General features: G+C 48.7%; 13 protein-coding genes. 7 read left to right on the top strand and 6 right to left on the bottom strand.

Translation table 11 applies throughout. The features are described 5' to 3' along the window. Window positions 1-190 precede the first annotated feature (190 nt). The 7 genes from O3C43_16930 (at window position 191) to O3C43_16960 (ending at window position 13,046) form a co-directional block, all read left to right on the top strand. Window positions 191-3,511 (top strand): PSD1 and planctomycete cytochrome C domain-containing protein, encoded by a 3,321-nt coding sequence (locus O3C43_16930; protein ID MDA1068174.1) that lies wholly within the window; start codon window positions 191-193, stop codon window positions 3,509-3,511. A gap of 109 nt (window positions 3,512-3,620) precedes the next feature. Beyond that, on the top strand, window positions 3,621-5,012 hold the full coding sequence (locus tag O3C43_16935; protein MDA1068175.1) for a DUF1501 domain-containing protein: 1,392 nt from the start codon (window positions 3,621-3,623) through the stop codon (window positions 5,010-5,012). Continuing rightward, window positions 5,009-6,958: a hypothetical protein gene (locus tag O3C43_16940; protein ID MDA1068176.1), complete on the top strand. Its 1,950-nt coding sequence runs from the start codon at window positions 5,009-5,011 to the stop codon at window positions 6,956-6,958. Before O3C43_16935 ends, O3C43_16940 begins: the two co-directional genes overlap by 4 nt. Before the next feature lie 278 nt (window positions 6,959-7,236). Continuing rightward, on the top strand, window positions 7,237-9,171 hold the full coding sequence (locus O3C43_16945) for a beta-propeller fold lactonase family protein (GenBank protein ID MDA1068177.1): 1,935 nt from the start codon (window positions 7,237-7,239) through the stop codon (window positions 9,169-9,171). A gap of 318 nt (window positions 9,172-9,489) precedes the next feature. Next, a complete protein-coding gene (locus O3C43_16950; protein ID MDA1068178.1) occupies window positions 9,490-10,491 on the top strand; it encodes a sugar-binding protein in 1,002 nt (333 codons plus the stop codon). Continuing rightward, window positions 10,488-12,002 (top strand): sugar ABC transporter ATP-binding protein, encoded by a 1,515-nt coding sequence (locus O3C43_16955; protein MDA1068179.1) that lies wholly within the window; start codon window positions 10,488-10,490, stop codon window positions 12,000-12,002. The genes O3C43_16950 and O3C43_16955 overlap by 4 nt, the downstream gene beginning before the upstream one ends. A 21-nt stretch (window positions 12,003-12,023) precedes the next feature. Continuing rightward, window positions 12,024-13,046: an ABC transporter permease gene (locus tag O3C43_16960; protein MDA1068180.1), complete on the top strand. Its 1,023-nt coding sequence runs from the start codon at window positions 12,024-12,026 to the stop codon at window positions 13,044-13,046. 33 nt (window positions 13,047-13,079) lie between these two features. Here the strand turns inward: O3C43_16960 and O3C43_16965 are convergent, their stop codons facing one another. From O3C43_16965 to O3C43_16990, 6 genes are all read right to left on the bottom strand, one after another. After that, the gene (locus tag O3C43_16965) at window positions 13,080-14,162 is read right to left on the bottom strand and encodes a CehA/McbA family metallohydrolase (protein MDA1068181.1); all 1,083 of its coding nucleotides are present in this window, start codon (window positions 14,160-14,162) and stop codon (window positions 13,080-13,082) included. A gap of 145 nt (window positions 14,163-14,307) precedes the next feature. Further along, window positions 14,308-14,667 carry a redoxin domain-containing protein gene (locus tag O3C43_16970; GenBank protein MDA1068182.1) on the bottom strand — a complete coding sequence of 120 codons (360 nt, stop codon included), beginning with the start codon at window positions 14,665-14,667 and terminating at the stop codon, window positions 14,308-14,310. A 49-nt stretch (window positions 14,668-14,716) separates the two neighbouring features. Then, window positions 14,717-14,947: a hypothetical protein gene (locus O3C43_16975; GenBank protein ID MDA1068183.1), complete on the bottom strand. Its 231-nt coding sequence runs from the start codon at window positions 14,945-14,947 to the stop codon at window positions 14,717-14,719. Between the two features lie 47 nt (window positions 14,948-14,994). Further along, window positions 14,995-16,491 (bottom strand): VCBS repeat-containing protein, encoded by a 1,497-nt coding sequence (locus O3C43_16980; GenBank protein MDA1068184.1) that lies wholly within the window; start codon window positions 16,489-16,491, stop codon window positions 14,995-14,997. 28 nt (window positions 16,492-16,519) lie between these two features. Further along, entirely contained in the window at window positions 16,520-17,464 is a 945-nt protein-coding gene (locus O3C43_16985) for an RraA family protein (protein MDA1068185.1), read from the bottom strand. A 76-nt stretch (window positions 17,465-17,540) separates the two neighbouring features. After that, a complete protein-coding gene (locus O3C43_16990) occupies window positions 17,541-18,719 on the bottom strand; it encodes a bile acid:sodium symporter family protein (protein MDA1068186.1) in 1,179 nt (392 codons plus the stop codon). Between the last annotated feature and the right edge of the window lie 127 nt (window positions 18,720-18,846).

Genomic DNA, 18,846 nt, shown 5'->3' on the forward strand with positions numbered 1-18,846 from the left:
CCTGCGGTTTTCAAACTTTCCCTTCAGTCACCGACCCCGAAGCAAGCAACGGGGAATAACAAGTTTAAACGATATTTAATTTATTTCGTAGAAATAGTATCAGAAAATGTCCATAAAGCAGTATACGAAAACAGATTTTTTAAGTATATCTATAAACTGAGGAAGAATTATCGACCTCGCTACCCTGGGAATGGAAGAAAAGTTCAGAAGAATCGCCCTAATAATTGCGTTTATTCACGCAGCTGGCCGTCTGTACTCATCGGAGATTGCAGCGGAAGATCTCGAGTATTTTGAGGCGCAGATCCGACCTGTTCTGGTCGAGAACTGCTACAAGTGCCACTCTGCAGATTCTGAAAAAATAAAGGGAGGCTTTCTTCTCGATTCGAAGCCGGGGATGCTACGCGGCGGTGATAGCGGTCCGGCAATCATTCCGGGAGATGTCGAAGGCAGTCGTTTAATTCAGATGATACGGCAGCATCCGGACTTCGAATCCATGCCCCCAAAAACTAAGTTGGCGCAAAACCAGATTGAAGCCATTGAACAATGGATTGAGATGGGGGCACCGGATCCACGTCTCGAGGGAACCAAGACAGACACGGCAATTTCGGGATTCAATTTAGAAGAAAGGAAACAATGGTGGTCTTTGCAAGCGGTTCAGAAATATCGACCGCCGAACGTCAATGACAAGAAATGGCCCTCAAACGATTACGACCGATTTATATTGGCGAAATTAGAGGAGAAAGATTGGTCACCTGCGGAACGGGCCGATAAACGAACCTTACTTCGACGTCTCAGCTTCGACCTTACCGGTCTGGCGCCTACTCCAGAAGAGCTGGATAGTTTTGTAAAGGATCGCTCCAAAAAAGCGTATGCAAAACAAGTCGACCGCTTGTTGGCGTCATTTCACTTTGGAGAAAAATGGGCCCGCCACTGGATGGACCTTACGCGCTATGCGGAGACCAAATCCTTCGAGGCTGACTACACCATGCCATACGCATGGCGTTACCGCGACTACCTGATTAACGCTTTTAACAATGACCTGCCCTACGATCAGTTTATTCTGGAATCCCTGGCGGGCGACTTACTTAAAATACCAAGAAAAGATCCATTAACCGGTGATAACGAGTCAGCTAAAGGTCCGGGCTATATTTACTTAACCGATGGCCAGCATGGTCCGCCCGATCTTCACGAAGACCAGGCCAGAATTTTCGACAGCATGATCGACACGGTCAGTAAGGCATTTCTTGGAACTACAGTTGCCTGTGCCCGATGCCACGACCACAAATTTGACGCGGTCACTACGGCAGATTACTACTCCATGTATGGCCTGCTCCATAGTTCGCGGTTCGCCTATCAAAACACGGTTTCCGAAAGCCTGCAAAAGCAAGTTCGCTCCAAACTTGAGTCAAAACACAAGAGCCTGCGATCACTGATTTTTGATGCAGCGAAACCGGATGTTGATGCTGCTCCCGAATACCTTGCAGCCAGAAATGAGCTCCTGCAAAACAAGGATTTAAAGAACGCTCTCAAAAAGCTTAACACCATACCCGAGGACAAAACAGATTCCGAATTGGAAGACGACACGAAGAAATGGAACAAGGTGCAAAAGGATCAGAAAGAATTGCTTTCAAAAATAATAACTGAACTGAGCGAATCCAAAGCCACTTCCAACCTTAATCCATCCATCCTCGCCAACTGGTTAAAACTGGCAGTGTTTCCTGAAACTCAGAATGAATGGCCGGAGTTGGTGCCACTCATAACCGGCAAGCCAAAATCAGACTCAAGTTCGGAAGTCAGCCAAAGTTTTGCTGAAGTTGCCCGCAGCCTCGACAGTTGGAGCCTCCAGGGTCTCGCCTTCACCGATCAGCCACAGAAACCAGGTTCACTCATTTTGAGTAGTGAAGGAACGAATGCGGTTCAAACCCTCATCGGCGATACGCCGGTAGGTGGCAGGTTCGCATCGAGAATCAGCGGTGCGATTCGATCACCCGATTTTATTATCGATGGTAAGCCCATCGAACTCGAAGTCAAAGGTCGCTTCGCCTCTGTCCGGCTCGTGGTACGCAACTACGAACTCACCGGTCGAGGGCCCACCACAGCCAAGCTGTATACACCCGTTAACAGCGACCACTGGCAAACTATCAGTATGGAGACCTACCTCTGGCCAGGACAACCGGCATACCTGGAAATATTTCAAAACGGAGAGGCCATTCATAACATCCACCCACGGGACGAGGAGCCCGAGTACAACGAAAATGCCTACATCTCCTTCCGTTTTGATGGCGGCAACGACTGGGAGGCCTGGTGGAAGGGAAAGTCAGCCGAGACGACTTTGGCAGAACTCTGGAAGAAAGGGCGCAACAACAATCTGTCCGCAAACGAAGCCGAGGTTCTTGGCGCATTTTTTGGAGCAGGACTCATTACTGCCGACATAGAAAATGACCAGAAATTGAGTAAGTCGCTTGAAGCGTACCGCACACTCGCACAACAGATTCCCCAGCCTCGTTTTGCCAGAAGCCTCATAGAAGGTGATCCGAAGGACGAGCCGGTTTATATACGTGGACTTCATAAAAACCTAAGCAAGGAACCAAACCCTCGTCGTTGGCTGGATGGTTTGGGTGGCCCGTCATTGGATACCAGCGGAAGCGGCAGACTCGAGTGGGCCAGCTACGTTGCCTCACCAGACAACCCTCTAACTTCCAGGGTAATCGTAAACCGAATTTGGAAACATCTGTTCGGGACAGGACTCGTCTCGACCGTAAATGACTTTGGCAAGATGGGTCGTACTCCGACACATCCGGAGTTGCTCGATTTCCTGGCCGAGGATTTTATTAAAAATGATTGGTCCTTAAAATCGACGATTCGAAAAATGGTGCTAAGCAGCACTTACCAAATGTCGTCCGTGCCGAGCGAGTTAGCGCAAAAGGAAGATCCTGCCAATACCCTGCTTCAACATATGCCAATAAAGCGTCTGGAGGCCGAGGCTATTCGTGACCACATCCTGGCTTGTAGCGGCGAGCTGGATACCACTCTTTTTGGACCAAGCTCAGAGGCCTACGTGGACGATCATCCCGATAGCAGGGCTCGCCCGAAATCCGGACCCATCAATGGTGACGCACGACGCTCCGTCTATTTGGAGATACGACGCAATTTCCTCCCATCCTTCCTTCGTGTGTTCGACCTGCCCAATGCGACCGAACCGATTGGCGCAAGGCAGGTCACAAACGTACCAGCCCAATCACTGGCACTCATGAACGACCCGTTTGTTCACGAACAGGCAGCAGCCTGGGCCAGAAAAATGACAGATACCAAACTATCCACCATAGATCGAATTAATGAACTCCATTTGACTGCCTATGGCCGACCGGCCAGCGAAACAGAACTAAATTGGGCGACTGACTTTCTACAAAGTATGGCGGTGGAATACGAAACCGGAGAAGATGACCCGAAAGTGTGGACCGACCTTTGTCACCTGATGTATAACCGTAAGGATTTTATATACCTATTTTGACCAACAATGAATTTGAAAGCTGTAGAAGGGGCTTTATCCCCCGATTCCATGGGACAGCCTCGAAGCAATCGTGGAGTAAATCCGCTCCTACAGTCAGAGAAGTAAACGCATGACCAGCCGCAGAGAATTTCTAAAAAAGAGCTCCATGGGATTTGGTACCCTGGCGCTTTCGGGTGTCATGCAAAAAGACCTGCTCGGCAATTCGGATTCCCCACTCTATCCCAGGACGCCTGACTTTGCACCCAAAGCGCGCAGTGTCATTTTTCTCTACATGGACGGCGGAGTTTCGCAGGTCGACAGTTTCGACCCCAAACCGCAACTTGCAAAAGAGCACGGGCAGAAACCCAGATTCAAAGTAGATGCCACCGTCTTTAACGATAACGGCAATATCCTGAAAAGCCCCTGGGATTTTAAGCACTATGGAGAAAGCGGAATACCGATAAGTGACCTCTTTCCTCACATCGGATCGTGCGCCGACGAGTTATGCGTCATTCGGTCGATGACCGCGTTTTCACCCAACCACCCCAACGCCAACTATGCCTTACATTGTGGACATGTTCTTTCAGGCAGACCCAGTATGGGTGCCTGGGTCTCCTATGGCTTGGGCACTCTGAGTCAGGACCTGCCAAGCTATGTGGTAATACACGGAGGCCAGGTTCCTTCAGGAGGCATGCAAGCCTTTGGCAGCGGCTTCCTTCCAGCCAACCATCAGGGGAGCATTTTTCTTCCGGAACATCCTGTTCTGAATAACACGACTTTCAAAGAAAGCTCGGCAGCCATTCAACAAAAGAAACTTGAATTCCTGAACGAAATCGATGGAGATTTGAATGCCAGGATTGCCCACGCCGAGGCCATCGAATCGGCCATTCAAAACTATGAGTTGGCGTTCAAAATGCAGATGGAAGTTCCCGATGTTGCCAACATCGATAGCGAAAGCGAGGCAACCAAACAACTGTATGGCCTGGATGCTCCTTATAAAAATACTCGCTCCTATGGGGCTCAGTGTTTGATGGCACGCCGCCTGGTTGAACGCGGCGTTCGTTTCGTGGAACTCACGATCAACCCAGGCAATGGCGATCGCTGGGATCAACATAAGGGTCTCGTAGACGGCCACCAAAAAAATGCCATGGCAGTGGATCAACCCATTGGCGCGTTGATCAAAGATCTTAAGTCACGTGGCCTTCTGGAAAGCACTTTGCTTGTTTTCAGCGGAGAATTCGGACGTACCCCTTTTGCTCAAGGAACGAATGGTCGCGATCACAATCCTCAAGGCTTTAGCATGTGGATGGCTGGTGGCGGAATTAAGGGCGGCACCATCTATGGAGCAACTGACCCCTACGGTTACCGCGTGATCGAAAACAAACTTACCGTCCACAACATGCACGCCAATATGCTGCATCTTTTAGGAATCGACTTTCACAACCTCACCTACCGTTATAGTGGTCGCGACATTCGCCTGACCGATGCTCACGGTGAGATAACCCCGGAAATTTTTGCATGATGTATTTTTTAGAAATTAAACCCTCGAATAATACGGAGGCGACAGAGCGAGGACGCTCTGGCCCTACCAAAATCCTAAGAACGGTTGGGCCACTGCGTCCCCGCAGTGCCATTTTTTTCATTTTTTTTGCGATCAATTCCATGGTTCAGAATGTTGGTATCGCTGAGTATAACTACACCGACGTTGCCCCGCTGTTCGACCAATACTGCGTCAAATGTCACGGACCCGATAAGCAGAAGTCCAAGTTCCGCCTGGACACTTATGAGCGCCTGCTAACTCCGGGCAGCAGCGACGAAGATCCGATTGTCCCAGGCTACCCCATACAAAGTCCCATGGTGGAATACCTGCTCATGCCGAAGAGCGACGAGTATGCCATGCCTCCTGAAGACGAGGATACCCCCACCGCGGAAGAGATTTTAAAAATCGTCCATTGGATTTACCACGGAGCCAAAAGCCTGGAAGCTGAGAGAGCAGGACTTCCCCTCGAAGAAGCCCTCAACAATGAACAGTTGGCATCATTACTATTGCTTAGAGAAAATCGCGCCATTGTTCACAAGCGTGGAGAAAACGAGGCCGGATTGGTATTGGATCTTCAACAAGTCCCCGCTCCTCTTTCACGGGAGAATCAGGATGCTGTAATATCCTTAGCGTCAGAAATAATCGAACTTAGAATGGCAGGGATGGAAAGTCCCGAATCCGTATTAGAAAATGCAGGAAGCTTTCAGCAGTTGAAAAAACTGGACCTTCGAACGAGCAACATGAATGACAACCATGTATCGAACCTTAATCAATTAACTTCACTGGAGTACCTCAATCTATTTGGTACCGACATCACCGATACGGGATTAGCCGAACTCAAGGTGCCTCAATCTGGAAGGCTCTATCTTGGTGATACCAAAGTAAGCGAGGCGGGGATAACAACATTTCAGAATGAACATCCTGATGTAACCGTTATTGGAACGGTCGACCTTGAGGCGGTCATAAAAATCACGGAGATGGCGCAAAACAACTCCACCACTTTCCGCATGGATGTTAATAAAGGAGCAGCCAAAGAAATCACAAAAACACCCGCCATTCCATCTGGCACTCAAGTCAGCGAGTCGGGCATCCGTCACTCCTTCCTTGTATGCGGAAGGACAACGGCGATCTTTAATGAAGACAGTGAAGTCGTTTGGTCTACTTCGGGGAACTCGCGCGACGGTATGGTACTTGAAAACGGCAATGTGCTCCTTTCCATTGGAAACGAAGCCAAAGAGTTTCTAAAAGACACCCAGGAAGTTGTGTGGTCTTACAAACTTGATTCTCGAAACAAGGAGCTCGGGACAGTCAATCGTTTACCAACCGGAAATACCTTGGTCGTTGAAAGGGGAATCCTGCCAAGACTCCTGGAAGTTGATGAAGATGGAGCCATTGTAGTCGAAGTTCCGCTCCAGCCGGAAACTGACAACAATCACATGCAAACGCGAATGGCCCGCAAACTACCCAATGGCAATTACCTGGTTCCCCACCTGCTGGCTTTCAAGGTCAAAGAATATTCGCCCACAGGAAAAATTGTCAGGGTAATCGAAACAGACCTGCCGGAACTCGGCGGTCGCGAAGCAGAAAACTGGCCCTTCACTGCTATCCTTCTTCCAAATGGCAATACGCTCGTCAACCTGACTCACGGCAATAAATCCGTTGAGTTTGCTCCAGACGGCTCGGTCGCCTGGAACTGCGACAATGACGATGCCGGCGGGCGTTTCAGCGATCCATGCGGTGGTCAGCGCCTTCCCAACGGAAATACCGTCATCGGAAGTTATGGCCAAAAGGATGCCGAAAAGGTGAAGATTTTTGAGGTGAATGAAGGGAAGGAAGTTGTCTGGGAGTTTTTCCACCCCGACGTAAAAGCCCATGAAATCCATATTCTGACGACGAATGGGGAGCCGGTGAGGCCCATTTACAGGTAAGTTGTAGGAGGGGGTTAATCCCCCGATTGCTTCGAGGCCGTACATAAAATCGGGGGATTAACCCCCTCCTACAGTTTCAATCAAAATAACTCACCTCTCTTTCACTGAAACGTAAAACTAATCTCTTTCCGTGAATTCCTTTTCTTGATTTGTGAGGGTTCCTCACTTTGAATTAGTTCGATCAGTCCCTAAACGAACCCCAAAAGCTCAAGTCTGTTTTAAAGGTAGAATATCCTCAACATTTGAGGACCCATAACTTCTAAAAATATATACTTCTAATGGTTACTTCATTCAGACACAGAATCGTCTTTTTGATGCTTGTTTTGACAGGCTTCTGGGCAACAAGCGTGAGAGCAAATATCAAAGTGCTGGTCGTAGATGGTTTCAGTAACCACTCAGTCGAGAAAACCACACAGAAGATATTGGACATCCTCGCTAGTGATCCGTCGTTCGAGGTGACGGTTTCGACTATGCCAGCATTTAATACAGACGGTTGGAGCACCTGGAAACCAAACTTTGCGGCGTACGATGTCATCGTCCAAACCTGCAACAATATTAACAACACCAGTATCGCATGGCCTGACAAGGTTAAATCAGATCTGGAATCCTACATCGGTGGCGGGGGTGGGATGTATGTTTACCACAGCGGAAACAATGCCTTTCCTGATTGGCCCGAATACAACAAAATGATTGGTATGGGTTGGCGAGCGGTTGATTACGGACAGGCTCTGCAAATCAAAGACGGACAGGTGGTAGAAATTCCGGCAGGCGTTGGGGAAAGGACCCGCCATGGACCACGATTCGATGCTGTTTTCAATCGCTTCGGCAATCACCCAATACATGCAAATCTACCTCCAAGCTGGAAATCCACCGACGTCGAGGTTTATTCCTACACGCGTGGTCCCATTGGCGACCTCACAGTCCTTTCCTATGCGAGAGAACCGGTCAACGACATCGACTTCCCTACAGAATGGGTGGTGCAATACGGGGCCGGGCGAACCTATACGTCGACCTACGGCCATTATTGGAAAGACCAGGAGAATCCTCCCGGCGTGCAGGACGTGGCGTTTCAGACATTGATGATGCGGGCACTTCAGTGGCTGGCTAAAAAACCGGTAACCCAAACGGTACCCGTCAACTTTCCAACGAGCACTACGGTATCAATGCAAAATACGCCGCCTCCAGTTTCCATACCGGTTACTGCTTCGGGAAAGCATTTTGTGTACGCAGCCCTGCTATCCAATAACATCGAAATTTATGCGATGAATTCCCAATCGGGAAAGCTCACAAAAGTGGATACGCAGGAAACACCCGAGGTCCCCTTTTATCTAAAACTTCATCCGACTAAAAAATATCTGTATGTGGGCCTCAGAGGGAAAACGCACGGAATCGCATCGTATGCTATAGACCAAAACACCGGTCGCCTCACATTCATGAATAAGGTCGATTTAGAGGCAGGCCCCGTCCACATAGGAATCGATAAAACCGGCCAGTATCTTTTCACTGCACCCTGGCAGATTGAAAAAGTTTCGATGAGTCGTTTGGCGAATGATGGCCGACTGATGGATGTGAAGTATTTCTCAACCGGAAAAAATCCTCACGCATTTGAAATTGATCCGACCAATCACTTTCTGTTCGTACCATGCCTGGGCTCAGACCATATAGAGCAGTACCAATTTGATGCCCAAAAGGGAACGGTGAAAAAGGCAGACCCATTTTTGTCTGAAACAAAACAAGGTGCAGGACCTCGATTGCCCATTTTTCATTCCTGGAAGAACATTATGTATCAGGGAAACGAAAAGGATGACACGATCACCGCTTACACTATGGACGTTGAATCAGGGGATCTGAGTAGTTTTCAAACCATATCAACCGTACCAGATGGCTATGATGGAAAGTCAAATTTGTCCGAGCTTCACCTCACTCCCAATGGCAAATTTCTCTATATCGCAAACCGCGGGCACAATAGCATAGTCGGTTATGAAGTGGATACGGGAAATGGAAAGCTGCGCAGGCTTGGTTTTTATGATGTGGGCGAAAGAACTATCAGGAGCTTTTCCATCGAACCGAGCGGAAACTATCTTTATGCCGCTGGTCAAAAATCCGGTGACCTCGTCACCTTTTCAATAAACCAAAGGTCAGGTGCCCTCACACAGTCCGATGTGGTTAAAGCAGGCGGAGGAATTGGAATGGTGATTGCAGAAGAGCTTTAAATATATGTCGCAGCCACTAGATGAACCTCCGTGGCCGATTTATTAGACTTGTTGATCAGCTGAGCCAGAGTCTACTTGTGATTTGATCACCTAACCAAGGAAATTTTCAAGTTGTAGGAGGGGGTTAATCCCCCGATTGCTCGAGGCCGTACATAAAATCGGGGGATCAACCCCCTCCTACAGTTTTCACCAATCTATCATCTGGCAATTCACTCTTCACAGTAAAAACTAATCTCCCTCTAAACATTCCTTTTCTTGATTAGTCGGTGTTCCTCACTTTGTATCACCCCAGTTACTTTTTAATTTACCCAAACATCTATGTTAAAAAAAACCGCACTTCTTCTAGCCACCGTAATAATTCTCGCCGGTTGCGGCGGTGGTTCATCTAAAGATGGCAAAGTCAGCTTTGCTTTTGTCTCCAATGGGGTAGACCCGTTCTGGACAATCGCCGAGAGCGGTGTAAAAGCGGCAGCGGCTGATCTGGGAGTGCATGCGGATGTGCTAATGCCTGCAGCAGGCGCGGTAGAGCAAAAAAGCATGTTGGAAGATTTGATGACCCGCGGAACAACGGGCATCGCTGTTAGCCCAATAGATTCGGCCAACCAAACCGATTTCCTGAATCAAGTTGCCGCTCAAACCATATTAATCACCCAGGATTCCGATGCACCCGAGTCGAACCGGCGTGTATACATCGGCATGGACAACTATGACGCTGGCCGTGAATGCGGCAAGCTCGTGGTGGAAGCCCTTCCGAACGGCGGATCGATTATGATTCTTGTGGGCAGAATGGAACAGGACAATGCCCGACGCAGACGTCAGGGAGTCATAGACGAAGTCCTTGGCCGTTCACACGATCCCTCCCGATTTGACCCACCCGGGAATCCACTAAGCGCTAACGGTTATACCATTCTTGGGACTTTGACAGATCAGTTTGACCGTGCGAAAGCAAAAGCCAACGCCGAAGACACCCTTGCCCGAAACCCGGATGTTGGTGCAATGGTAGGACTTTTTGCCTACAACCCACCGCTCATTATCGAAGCGCTGGAACAAGCCGGAAAATTGAAGCAGGTAAAGGTAATTGGTTTTGATGAAGCGGAACGTACCCTTCAGGGAATTATCGATGGCGACGTCCACGGAACGGTGGTGCAGAATCCCTACATGTATGGCTACAAGTCAATCGAAGTACTAAAGGCCCTTCACGAAGGTCGTGATACCGGTGCCGGACCAAACAATTTCATCAACATCGATGCCCGGCAAATCCGAAAGGACAATGTTGTGGAATTCTGGGCAGACTTGAAAAAGAAGCTTGGAAAAGGGTGAGCTCAGACTCACCAAAGCTACTGTTGGAAGTTCGGTCAATCGGGAAAAGTTTTCCCGGCGTAAGGGCGCTCAATAATATAAACCTGCAATTGAAAAAAGGTGAAGTCCTGGCAGTCCTCGGCGAAAACGGAGCTGGTAAAAGTACCCTCATGAAAATTCTGGCCGGCGTACAGCCTGCGGATGAAGGAGAGATTCTGATCGATGGCGGTGTCGTTGAAATCGCCTGCGTTCAGGACGCATTGAATCAGGGAATTGCGCTGATTCACCAGGAGCTCAATATGGCGACGAACCTGAGTGTGGGTGCCAATATTTTTCTTGGCCGGGAACCCCAGAAGTGGGGACTCATTGACGAGGCAACCATCTACAAAGATTCCAAGGCTTTCCTGGATATGGTTGGACTCGATGTAAATCCAAACACCCGGGTCGGTGAACTTACCATTGGTCGCCAACAGTTGGTCGAAATAGCCAAGGCACTGTCCGTCGATGCGCGGGTGCTCATCATGGACGAACCGACTTCAAGCTTGTCTCAAAACGAATCTGAGATCCTTTTTGAGGTGATCAAAGATCTTCGAAGCCGTGGAGTAAGTATTATTTATATTTCTCACCGGCTGGGAGAAGCCAAGGAACTGGCTGATTGGGTGATGGTCATGCGGGACGGAGAAAATGCCGGGGAGCTTGCGCGGGAAGATATCAATCGCGACGCCATGGTTCGACTCATGGTGGGACGTGATATTTCGCAATTTTACCCGAGGACCATTCACAAACCAGGAGACGTCGCAGTCGAAGTGCGAAATTTGCGAACCACAGCCCACCCCTTACACGAATTAAATTTCACCCTTCGTGCCGGAGAGATTGTCGGTATGGCTGGCTTGGTTGGTGCAGGACGGACTGATTTGTTAGCAACGATGTTTGGAGTCACTCCACTCGTCGGTGGGGAAATTATCATCGACGGAGAAACGGTCGATGTGCAATCCCCCGAGGACGCGATTCGATCCGGAATGGCATTGGTGCCGGAAGATCGCAAACAGCAGGGATTGATTCTCGAAATGACGGTTCGCGAAAATCTGGGATTAGCCACCCTGAAGAAAGAGAGCCACAAAGGTATATTCTTAAATGAGAAACGCGAAGCGGAAATTTCCAAGCTAATGATAGAGCAGATGCGGGTCAAAACTCCGAGCTCTCGTCAGGTCGTGCGTTATCTCTCAGGCGGCAATCAGCAAAAGGTGGTCCTCGGCAAATGGCTCGCGATGGAACCCCGGATTCTCCTGCTCGATGAACCCACGCGTGGAATCGATGTTGGAGCCAAACAGGAAATCTATGGATTGATGGAAGACCTGGCGGGACGAGGAGTCGCGATTTTATTTGTTTCAAGTGAACTCGAAGAAGTCATGGGGATGTCAGACAGAACCCTGGTGATGCACGAAGGCCAGATTACAGGTGAACTCTTAAGAGAACAACTAAGCGAAGAAGCAATCATGCAGCTTGCGACAGGCAACCCCGAGGCCGCCTAAAAAGAAACCACTTTTCACATTATGAAGAACCTTTTATCCAAACTTATCGGAAACCAAAGCGAGGGGATGAAACGCGTCCTGGGTATTTTTGTTTTGCTGATGGTGGTCTATATAGTGACCGCGATCATCAATCCAAATTTTGTTGGTGCCTACAACCAGGAGAACTTGATTCGCCGCACCTCCCTTTTTGGGATTCTGGGAATAGGCGTTGCCCTGGTAATTATAACCGGTGGTATCGATTTGTCTCTCGGCTCGGTGGTTTGCCTGGTGGGGGTTGGTGTGCCGTGGCTCATTACAGATCAAGGGTGGGCACCCTGGCTGACTTTAATCGTGGCAATGGTTTTACCCATGTTGATTGGGCTCGGTCATGGTTTGCTCATAACGAAACTAAAACTCCAACCCTTCATCGTCACACTCTGCGGCTTGCTTATTTATCGAGGGGTCACCCGAGGCTTTACCGGAGATCAGACGGCTGGATTCGGCAACGAGCTTAAAGGACTCCGATGGATTGCAACGGGTGAGATCCCTTTGTTTCCAGGTTTCGGTATCCCCTTCCCTGCCATCATCCTTATTGTGATCGCTGTATCAGTAGGTATTTTTCTCAATCGAACGATATACGGACGTTATTTGCTGGCCTTGGGAAACAACGAAGAGGCGGCCAAGTTCAGTGGAATTAACACAGACAAAATGATCATTATCGCCTACGTGATTTGCTCAGGTTTGGCTGGATTGGCGGGATTGCTGTTTGTCCTGGATCTCAACCTGGCCCAGCCAGTCGACTTCGGAAACTTTTATGAATTGTATGCCATTGCAGCAGCTGTTTTGGGCGGTTGCAGTCTACGTGGAGGTTCGGGCACTATCATTGGCGTTATCATTGGAACCGCCCTACTCCGCGTATTGCGAAACATGATGAACATGGCGTTCCTTGGATTTCAGCGGGCAGAATTCGCCGTTATTGGCGTGGTCATACTGGGTGGAGTTATTGCCGACGAGTTAGCTAAACGCGCTGTAGCGAGAAAACGAGCCGCACAAAAGCAGAAATAAATTCCTAACCCAGAATGGGTCGAGACTTCCAATTCATGGCAGCGTGTATCCTCGACCGTCCGTAAACACGGGCTGAGTCCAGGCGTAGAAATTTTCCAGCCGACCATCACGCTCCTTCGTAAGGGTGACTTTCGCCCGCACATAGCTACTTTCTTTCGTTACCGCATAGGAAGCATTCGATCCATCGATTTGCTGAAGTAGTTTCCCTCCATCACCTATGAACTGAATCGTGTAACCCGCCTTCCCGTTCTCTACGAAATGCCCAATAATATATGTGCTTTGTAGTTCAGCCTCCGTAGCTTGCTCATCAACTTTCAAATTAATTTTGGATGTTGTGGATTCGAGCTCACTCAGCATGACCCCGCTGGTCGCATAAAAATCACCATGCAACATGGCATCGGTAATCGCATCCGGAGTAAGCGACTCCGAGCGTACCATTACCCAGCCTCTTCCTGGGTTGGATTCATCTGGAGCTAGCTTTTGAAACGAATGAGCATCGTCCGAGGAGACTCCATAAATAAGCATCCCGTCTGTTAGCAACTGATCCCACATCGCTTCGACCGAGATGTGCTCTGCGTCACCGAAATTATGGACCTTCGGATGACCGTTATGGAGTTCAAACATATGAAGCCCTTTAACCGGACGAATGTCCTCAGCCGTATTCATATAATTAAAGTTCGGGTGGTTCAATATGGCGTGACCGTGTTGCTGAAGAGTTCCGTGCACGTGCGCCTGAATCACCTCCGTCTTCGAAGCTCCGTCCGCTTTCTGCAGTGAAGGATCCACCAATCCCGCCGTGTTCAGTGCAGTGGTATGCGCATGCCCTCCACCGGTTATTTCTTCACCAGGTATTAAAATGAAATCATCCCGTTTACCTGCAGGCATTGGAACATCCGCCGGGTCGATAAAAATATTGTGCTCGGAAAGACAAAGAAAGTTATAGCCACGATCATGGTACCACTTTGTAACCACCTCTGGCGTTGAATCCGCATGCCCACAAAGTACCGTGTGGGTATGCGTATTCCCCTTATACCATTGTTTGGAGGAACACCCCGAAAGAACGATTACAAAAGGGAAAATAAACGGAAGAAAGAATTTGAATTTAGTGGAACCCATAAAGCAGGAGTAGCGATTTGTACGAATACCACAAAATAAAAAGCTCAGGAATGCATTGAACCTCGTTGATGATCGCACATTCGCGTGTTCCGGGATGAACAAGGTTTATTAGAAAAACAGTTTCCATGCCATTGGCGCGGATGATTTAGTCAGAGAGCTGTTCCAACTGTTTTAGAATGTCGTCAGGTTCGGCCCGATTTCGGTAATCCGGATTTAAATACGCATACCGGATTTTTTTATGTCTATCAATTAGGTAGGTAGCTGCCAAAGGTAGCTCGTCCGACGAATTTCCGTTGAACTCACTGAGATTGAAACCCTGATTGAAATATACCATTACTTCGGGCGGAACCTTGAACACCAAACCATAGTTCCTGGCCACGCTGCTATTCAGGTCTGTCAGCACTTCAAATTCAAGACTGTGCTTTTCCTTGGTTGATAACCATTTATCCGGCACCTCTGGCGTCAACGCCAGTAGTTGAGTTCCTAACTGCTTGAATTGCGGCATATAGGGCTGCAAGAGTCATGTTGCAATAAGGGCACCATCCCCCTCTATACTAGGTTAGAATTACCGGTCCCTGGCCCAGGACTTGGAACAAATTCACTGAATGCCCTAAGGCATTAAGCAAAGTGAAATCCTTAGCTAGTTGGCCTTTGTTCAGCGCTCCTTCAATCAGGCCGGATTCCCTGATTTGAGAAATGCCAGTTTCGTAAGCCGCCTTCTTATCATCAGGAGCGGTCTGGGAAAATTTGGCCTTAAAGTTTTCGAGGTCTTGTTGTAATGACATGTATATTTTTTTGGATTATAAAACGGTGATCATCATCTCTCAAATATTTACCTGCGCGTTGTAGTATCCAGGCCTCCGTCAAGGCCGTCCGACGGCAATCCCATCTCACGGCTTTCTTCTTTACGGGCGGGGGTAAATCGCTTGGTTGGCTCTTTTGTGCGGACCTGCTCCAACCAGAATACTCCGTCGTAGGGGTAGCTGTTTCCACGAGTGGAGGCGAAGTCGATATCACCATCCTTATCCAGGTCGATGGGCACGAACTGGTCAAACATACCGCGGATGCGGCGGGAGATATCGTGGGGAATCCATTGTCCTGCCGGATCGCCCGAATGTTCGAACCAAACGATTCTACCTATATTGTCGTTTACCGTTTTGTCCGCTCCATCCTTGTCTCGTGGTCCCCCACTGTAAGTCCCAATCATCACATCGGGATTCCCATCCGAATTGATATCGGCCACAACCACTCCAATCAGCATGTCCGGATAGGTGTCACCGATGGGATGAAGCTTCCAAGGCTTGTCAAAATCATCCGGTTGTTCGATCCAGCCAAACTTTCTCTTTTCGGGACTGTGGTAAACTACGATATCCAGGCGGCCATCTTTGTTGAAGTCATGGAAATCCACATTGACTCCGGTAATGGGGTACGGCGTTTCACCTTCAAACGCATGGATGGAGTGTTCTTTGAAAGAGATGGGGTTGGTCCCCAGGTTTTCAAACCACATAATGCGTCCTTCACCACGTGAAGCGCCGAGAATATCGAGATCTCCGTCGCCGTCCAAATCGACCGGTCTGGAGTTCTCAGGAATAACAACACGCGTCAATTCATGTTCGATCCAGGCTCCATCCAGTGGCTCTCCTTTGATTTCAAACCAGGAAATGGGGTTGCTTGATTTCGCTGCCTCACTGGCAGACTGATTCCCCTTATTGGGGGCGATGATTTCCAGCTTACCGTCTTTATTGAAATCGGCTGAGAAAACGCGGATCATGGATCCACGGTTGGCAGTGATAGACGGAATCACGCGTTCCCACTTTCCGGTTCGGATATCCTTACCAGGATTTTGGAAATAGATGAGATGCTCCAGTTCACAAGCGGCCACAATATCCGGCCACCCATCGCCGTTGAAATCAGCGATGTCCGTATCTTCAGCAGCACCTGCTTCCGAACCCACTGCCAAGGTTACCAATTCCCATTGATCAGGATCGGCCGAGCCAAAGGCCAGGCGAATATAACCATACGCTACGCCGTCGTATTCGACATCGGATTCGTGGACGGAGACGAAATCAGGATAACCGTCCTTATCGAGATCACCCATAGTGATTCCATCGCTCCCACTTAGTGGAACACCACTGATCTCCTCTCCATCAATCAAGTGTTCCTTCCAGGAGATATACTTCCCATCCACGGATTTGGCGTCGGACAGGCGCGCTGCAACGGGTGGGTTGTCATCCACGGAAGTACTCTGGCTTTGATTGTCGCAAGAAACCAACAGTAAAAAACACAGTGGCAGCAATGACCCAACGAAAATTTTGTGTGGTCTATTCATAATTTGGTCTCCGGTTGCTGTTCAGGCTCTACAAGGTTCTTTCCTTCAAAATTTCCTGTACTTGCGCTTTAGGTACCGAGAGATTGTCGATATTGTCACGCATCCATTGGGAGAAATCTTTTTCGATATCGTCGCTCCAATCTCCCGTATCAATTTGACCGGGAGTATATACGCCTGCCTTGAGTCGCTCGAAGCCAAACTCATCTTTAAGCCGAATAAATTCGGCTGTTTTGACAACCTTCTCAGCCAAGTGCGGAGGAATGACAATCACGCCTTCACGATTACCCAGAATAACATCCCCTGGAAATACGGCAACGTTTCCTATATTTGTGGGAATATTAATTCCCATAATCATGGATGCCCGGTAGACACCTGGATTCCAATCGCGCACAAAGGCGTTGAACCCTTCGATAGCTTCCAGTTGAGCAAGATCTCGAACCTCGCCATTGAACAATACTCCGTTTCCCGACTTCGCGAAAATGGAGTTGGCAAGATTGCCTCCTATAATGGGCCCTCCAATCTCCCGTTTATAAATATCTGCCACATAGACATCGCCTTGGCTCAGCATATCAATCGGCCAGGAAATCTGATTCCCTATACGTCCGTCTTCTTTACCGATCTCATTTGTCACTCTATTTGCTACCGTCCTTAAAGGCATGTAGGTAACCGTGAGCGCCCTCCCACAAAGCACCTTGCCAGGATGCACCATTTTCCAGCCACGTTCGAATTGGTAGTCGTAACCTTCACTCCGCAGCACTCCCCACGCTTCTTCAATGTTTACTAATTTCATTCTCTCAATAACATCGTCAGGAACTTTGGGGCGTCCATCAGGGAAACGCTCGCCCTTCCATTCGGAGGTATAGCGAATGAGCTGCTCCTTGCTCATTTCTAGTGGAATGGAGAAGGCCGACTGAGAAAAGACCAGCAAGCTGATCACTGCAATGAAGAGGGTACCTAGTTTTTTTGAATTCATGGGGTGTCTTATTTTTATATGATTAATTGAAAATGTGGGGATAACATCATGGGACGCCTATCTTTTGTTTGTCCCATCAATCCGTAGCTGCCTTTTCGGATTCTGAATCAGGGATCCGGCCTTTCCAGTAAGATGCCAGAATGGATCCGGTAATATTCATCCAGGTCCCAAAAATAACCGGTCCCAAAGCAGCACTCGTACTTTTCAAAACATCAATGGCCAAGGCTGTGCCCATACCGCCGTTTTGCATGCCCACCTCAAAAGCCACCGTGCGACAATCCGGTTCTGACAGCCGCGCAGCACGTGCTCCGTAGTAGCCCAGCAGATAGCCTATTAAATTGTGAATGAGCGCCGCGCCAAACAATCCAATTCCGACACTCAGGATCTGCGTCCGTGAGCCGGCTGCAATGATGGCAATAATATAGATGATGCCCCCCATGGATACGAGAGGCAGGCCTTTATCCAACCATTGCTGGCGAAGCAGCGCCATGAGAAGAAAGGCGCCGCACAAGCTGTTGAGTTGGGTTTGAGCAGCCGGAATAGATTGCGCGAGAAAATAGCATACTACCGCCAAAACCAATGCGATCGGTCTCCAAATTTTTCCTTTAATCTGGGAATGGAGAAGGTAATAGGTGATCAGTCCAGCGGCGATGGGTAAAATGATCAGATTAATGATGGAAAGCATCATGGCCCAGACCTTGATCTCAATCAATCTTCCGGCTAACAGCTTCATAGCAAAGGGTGTCATAAGAGGAGCGGCAATGGTGGAACAGGCCGTCATCGTGACTGAAAGAGCCACATTGCCATTCGACAAGTAAACCATGACATTGGACGCCACTCCACCGGAGCAACTGCCGATCAGAATAATCCCCGCCGCCACTTCCGGATCGAAACCGAACATGGTGGCAATTACCCAACCGGAGATGGGCATAATGGTAAACTGCAACAGCATTCCAAGTCCGACAGCCTTGGGCATTTTCAAAGCTCGCGCAAAATCATCCAGACTCAAGGTCGCTCCCATACCAAACATTATGATTTGAATGAGCGGAACGATGAGTAAGCTCAGTTTAAACCCACCTAACTCTATAAACAGTTTTGGGAAAACAAGTGCACCAATGAAAAAGGCAAAAACCCAACAGGTAAACGTAAAGGTCTTCAACGTCGCATGGGCCTGAAAATAAAAGCCCAACAGGGCAAACATAAGAACAGTCATCATTCCCATGACCGGATAATTTCCGAGGAACGCAAATACCATAGTCAGTAAGAATGATAAGGCGCTGAGATATAATAGAGGACGGGCTAATTTTTCATTTATCATAACAAGAAGAAATCAGGAACAATCATTTAGTGAGAGCCAATAGTAGGGTATTTAAGGAAATTGA

It is taken from the genome of Verrucomicrobiota bacterium (assembly GCA_027622555.1).
Lineage (GTDB): Bacteria > Verrucomicrobiota > Verrucomicrobiia > Opitutales > UBA2995 > UBA2995.

Coding starts and splice junctions, on each gene's coding strand:
- O3C43_16930 (MDA1068174.1), top strand. CDS start 191: ATGGAAGAAAAGTTCAGAAGAATCGCCCTAATAATTGCGTTTATTCAC.
- O3C43_16935 (MDA1068175.1), top strand. CDS start 3,621: ATGACCAGCCGCAGAGAATTTCTAAAAAAGAGCTCCATGGGATTTGGT.
- O3C43_16940 (MDA1068176.1), top strand. CDS start 5,009: ATGATGTATTTTTTAGAAATTAAACCCTCGAATAATACGGAGGCGACA.
- O3C43_16945 (MDA1068177.1), top strand. CDS start 7,237: ATGGTTACTTCATTCAGACACAGAATCGTCTTTTTGATGCTTGTTTTG.
- O3C43_16950 (MDA1068178.1), top strand. CDS start 9,490: ATGTTAAAAAAAACCGCACTTCTTCTAGCCACCGTAATAATTCTCGCC.
- O3C43_16960 (MDA1068180.1), top strand. CDS start 12,024: ATGAAGAACCTTTTATCCAAACTTATCGGAAACCAAAGCGAGGGGATG.
- O3C43_16965 (MDA1068181.1), bottom strand. CDS start 14,162: ATGGGTTCCACTAAATTCAAATTCTTTCTTCCGTTTATTTTCCCTTTT.
- O3C43_16970 (MDA1068182.1), bottom strand. CDS start 14,667: ATGCCGCAATTCAAGCAGTTAGGAACTCAACTACTGGCGTTGACGCCA.
- O3C43_16975 (MDA1068183.1), bottom strand. CDS start 14,947: ATGTCATTACAACAAGACCTCGAAAACTTTAAGGCCAAATTTTCCCAG.
- O3C43_16980 (MDA1068184.1), bottom strand. CDS start 16,491: ATGAATAGACCACACAAAATTTTCGTTGGGTCATTGCTGCCACTGTGT.
- O3C43_16985 (MDA1068185.1), bottom strand. CDS start 17,464: ATGAATTCAAAAAAACTAGGTACCCTCTTCATTGCAGTGATCAGCTTG.
- O3C43_16990 (MDA1068186.1), bottom strand. CDS start 18,719: ATGGTATTTGCGTTCCTCGGAAATTATCCGGTCATGGGAATGATGACT.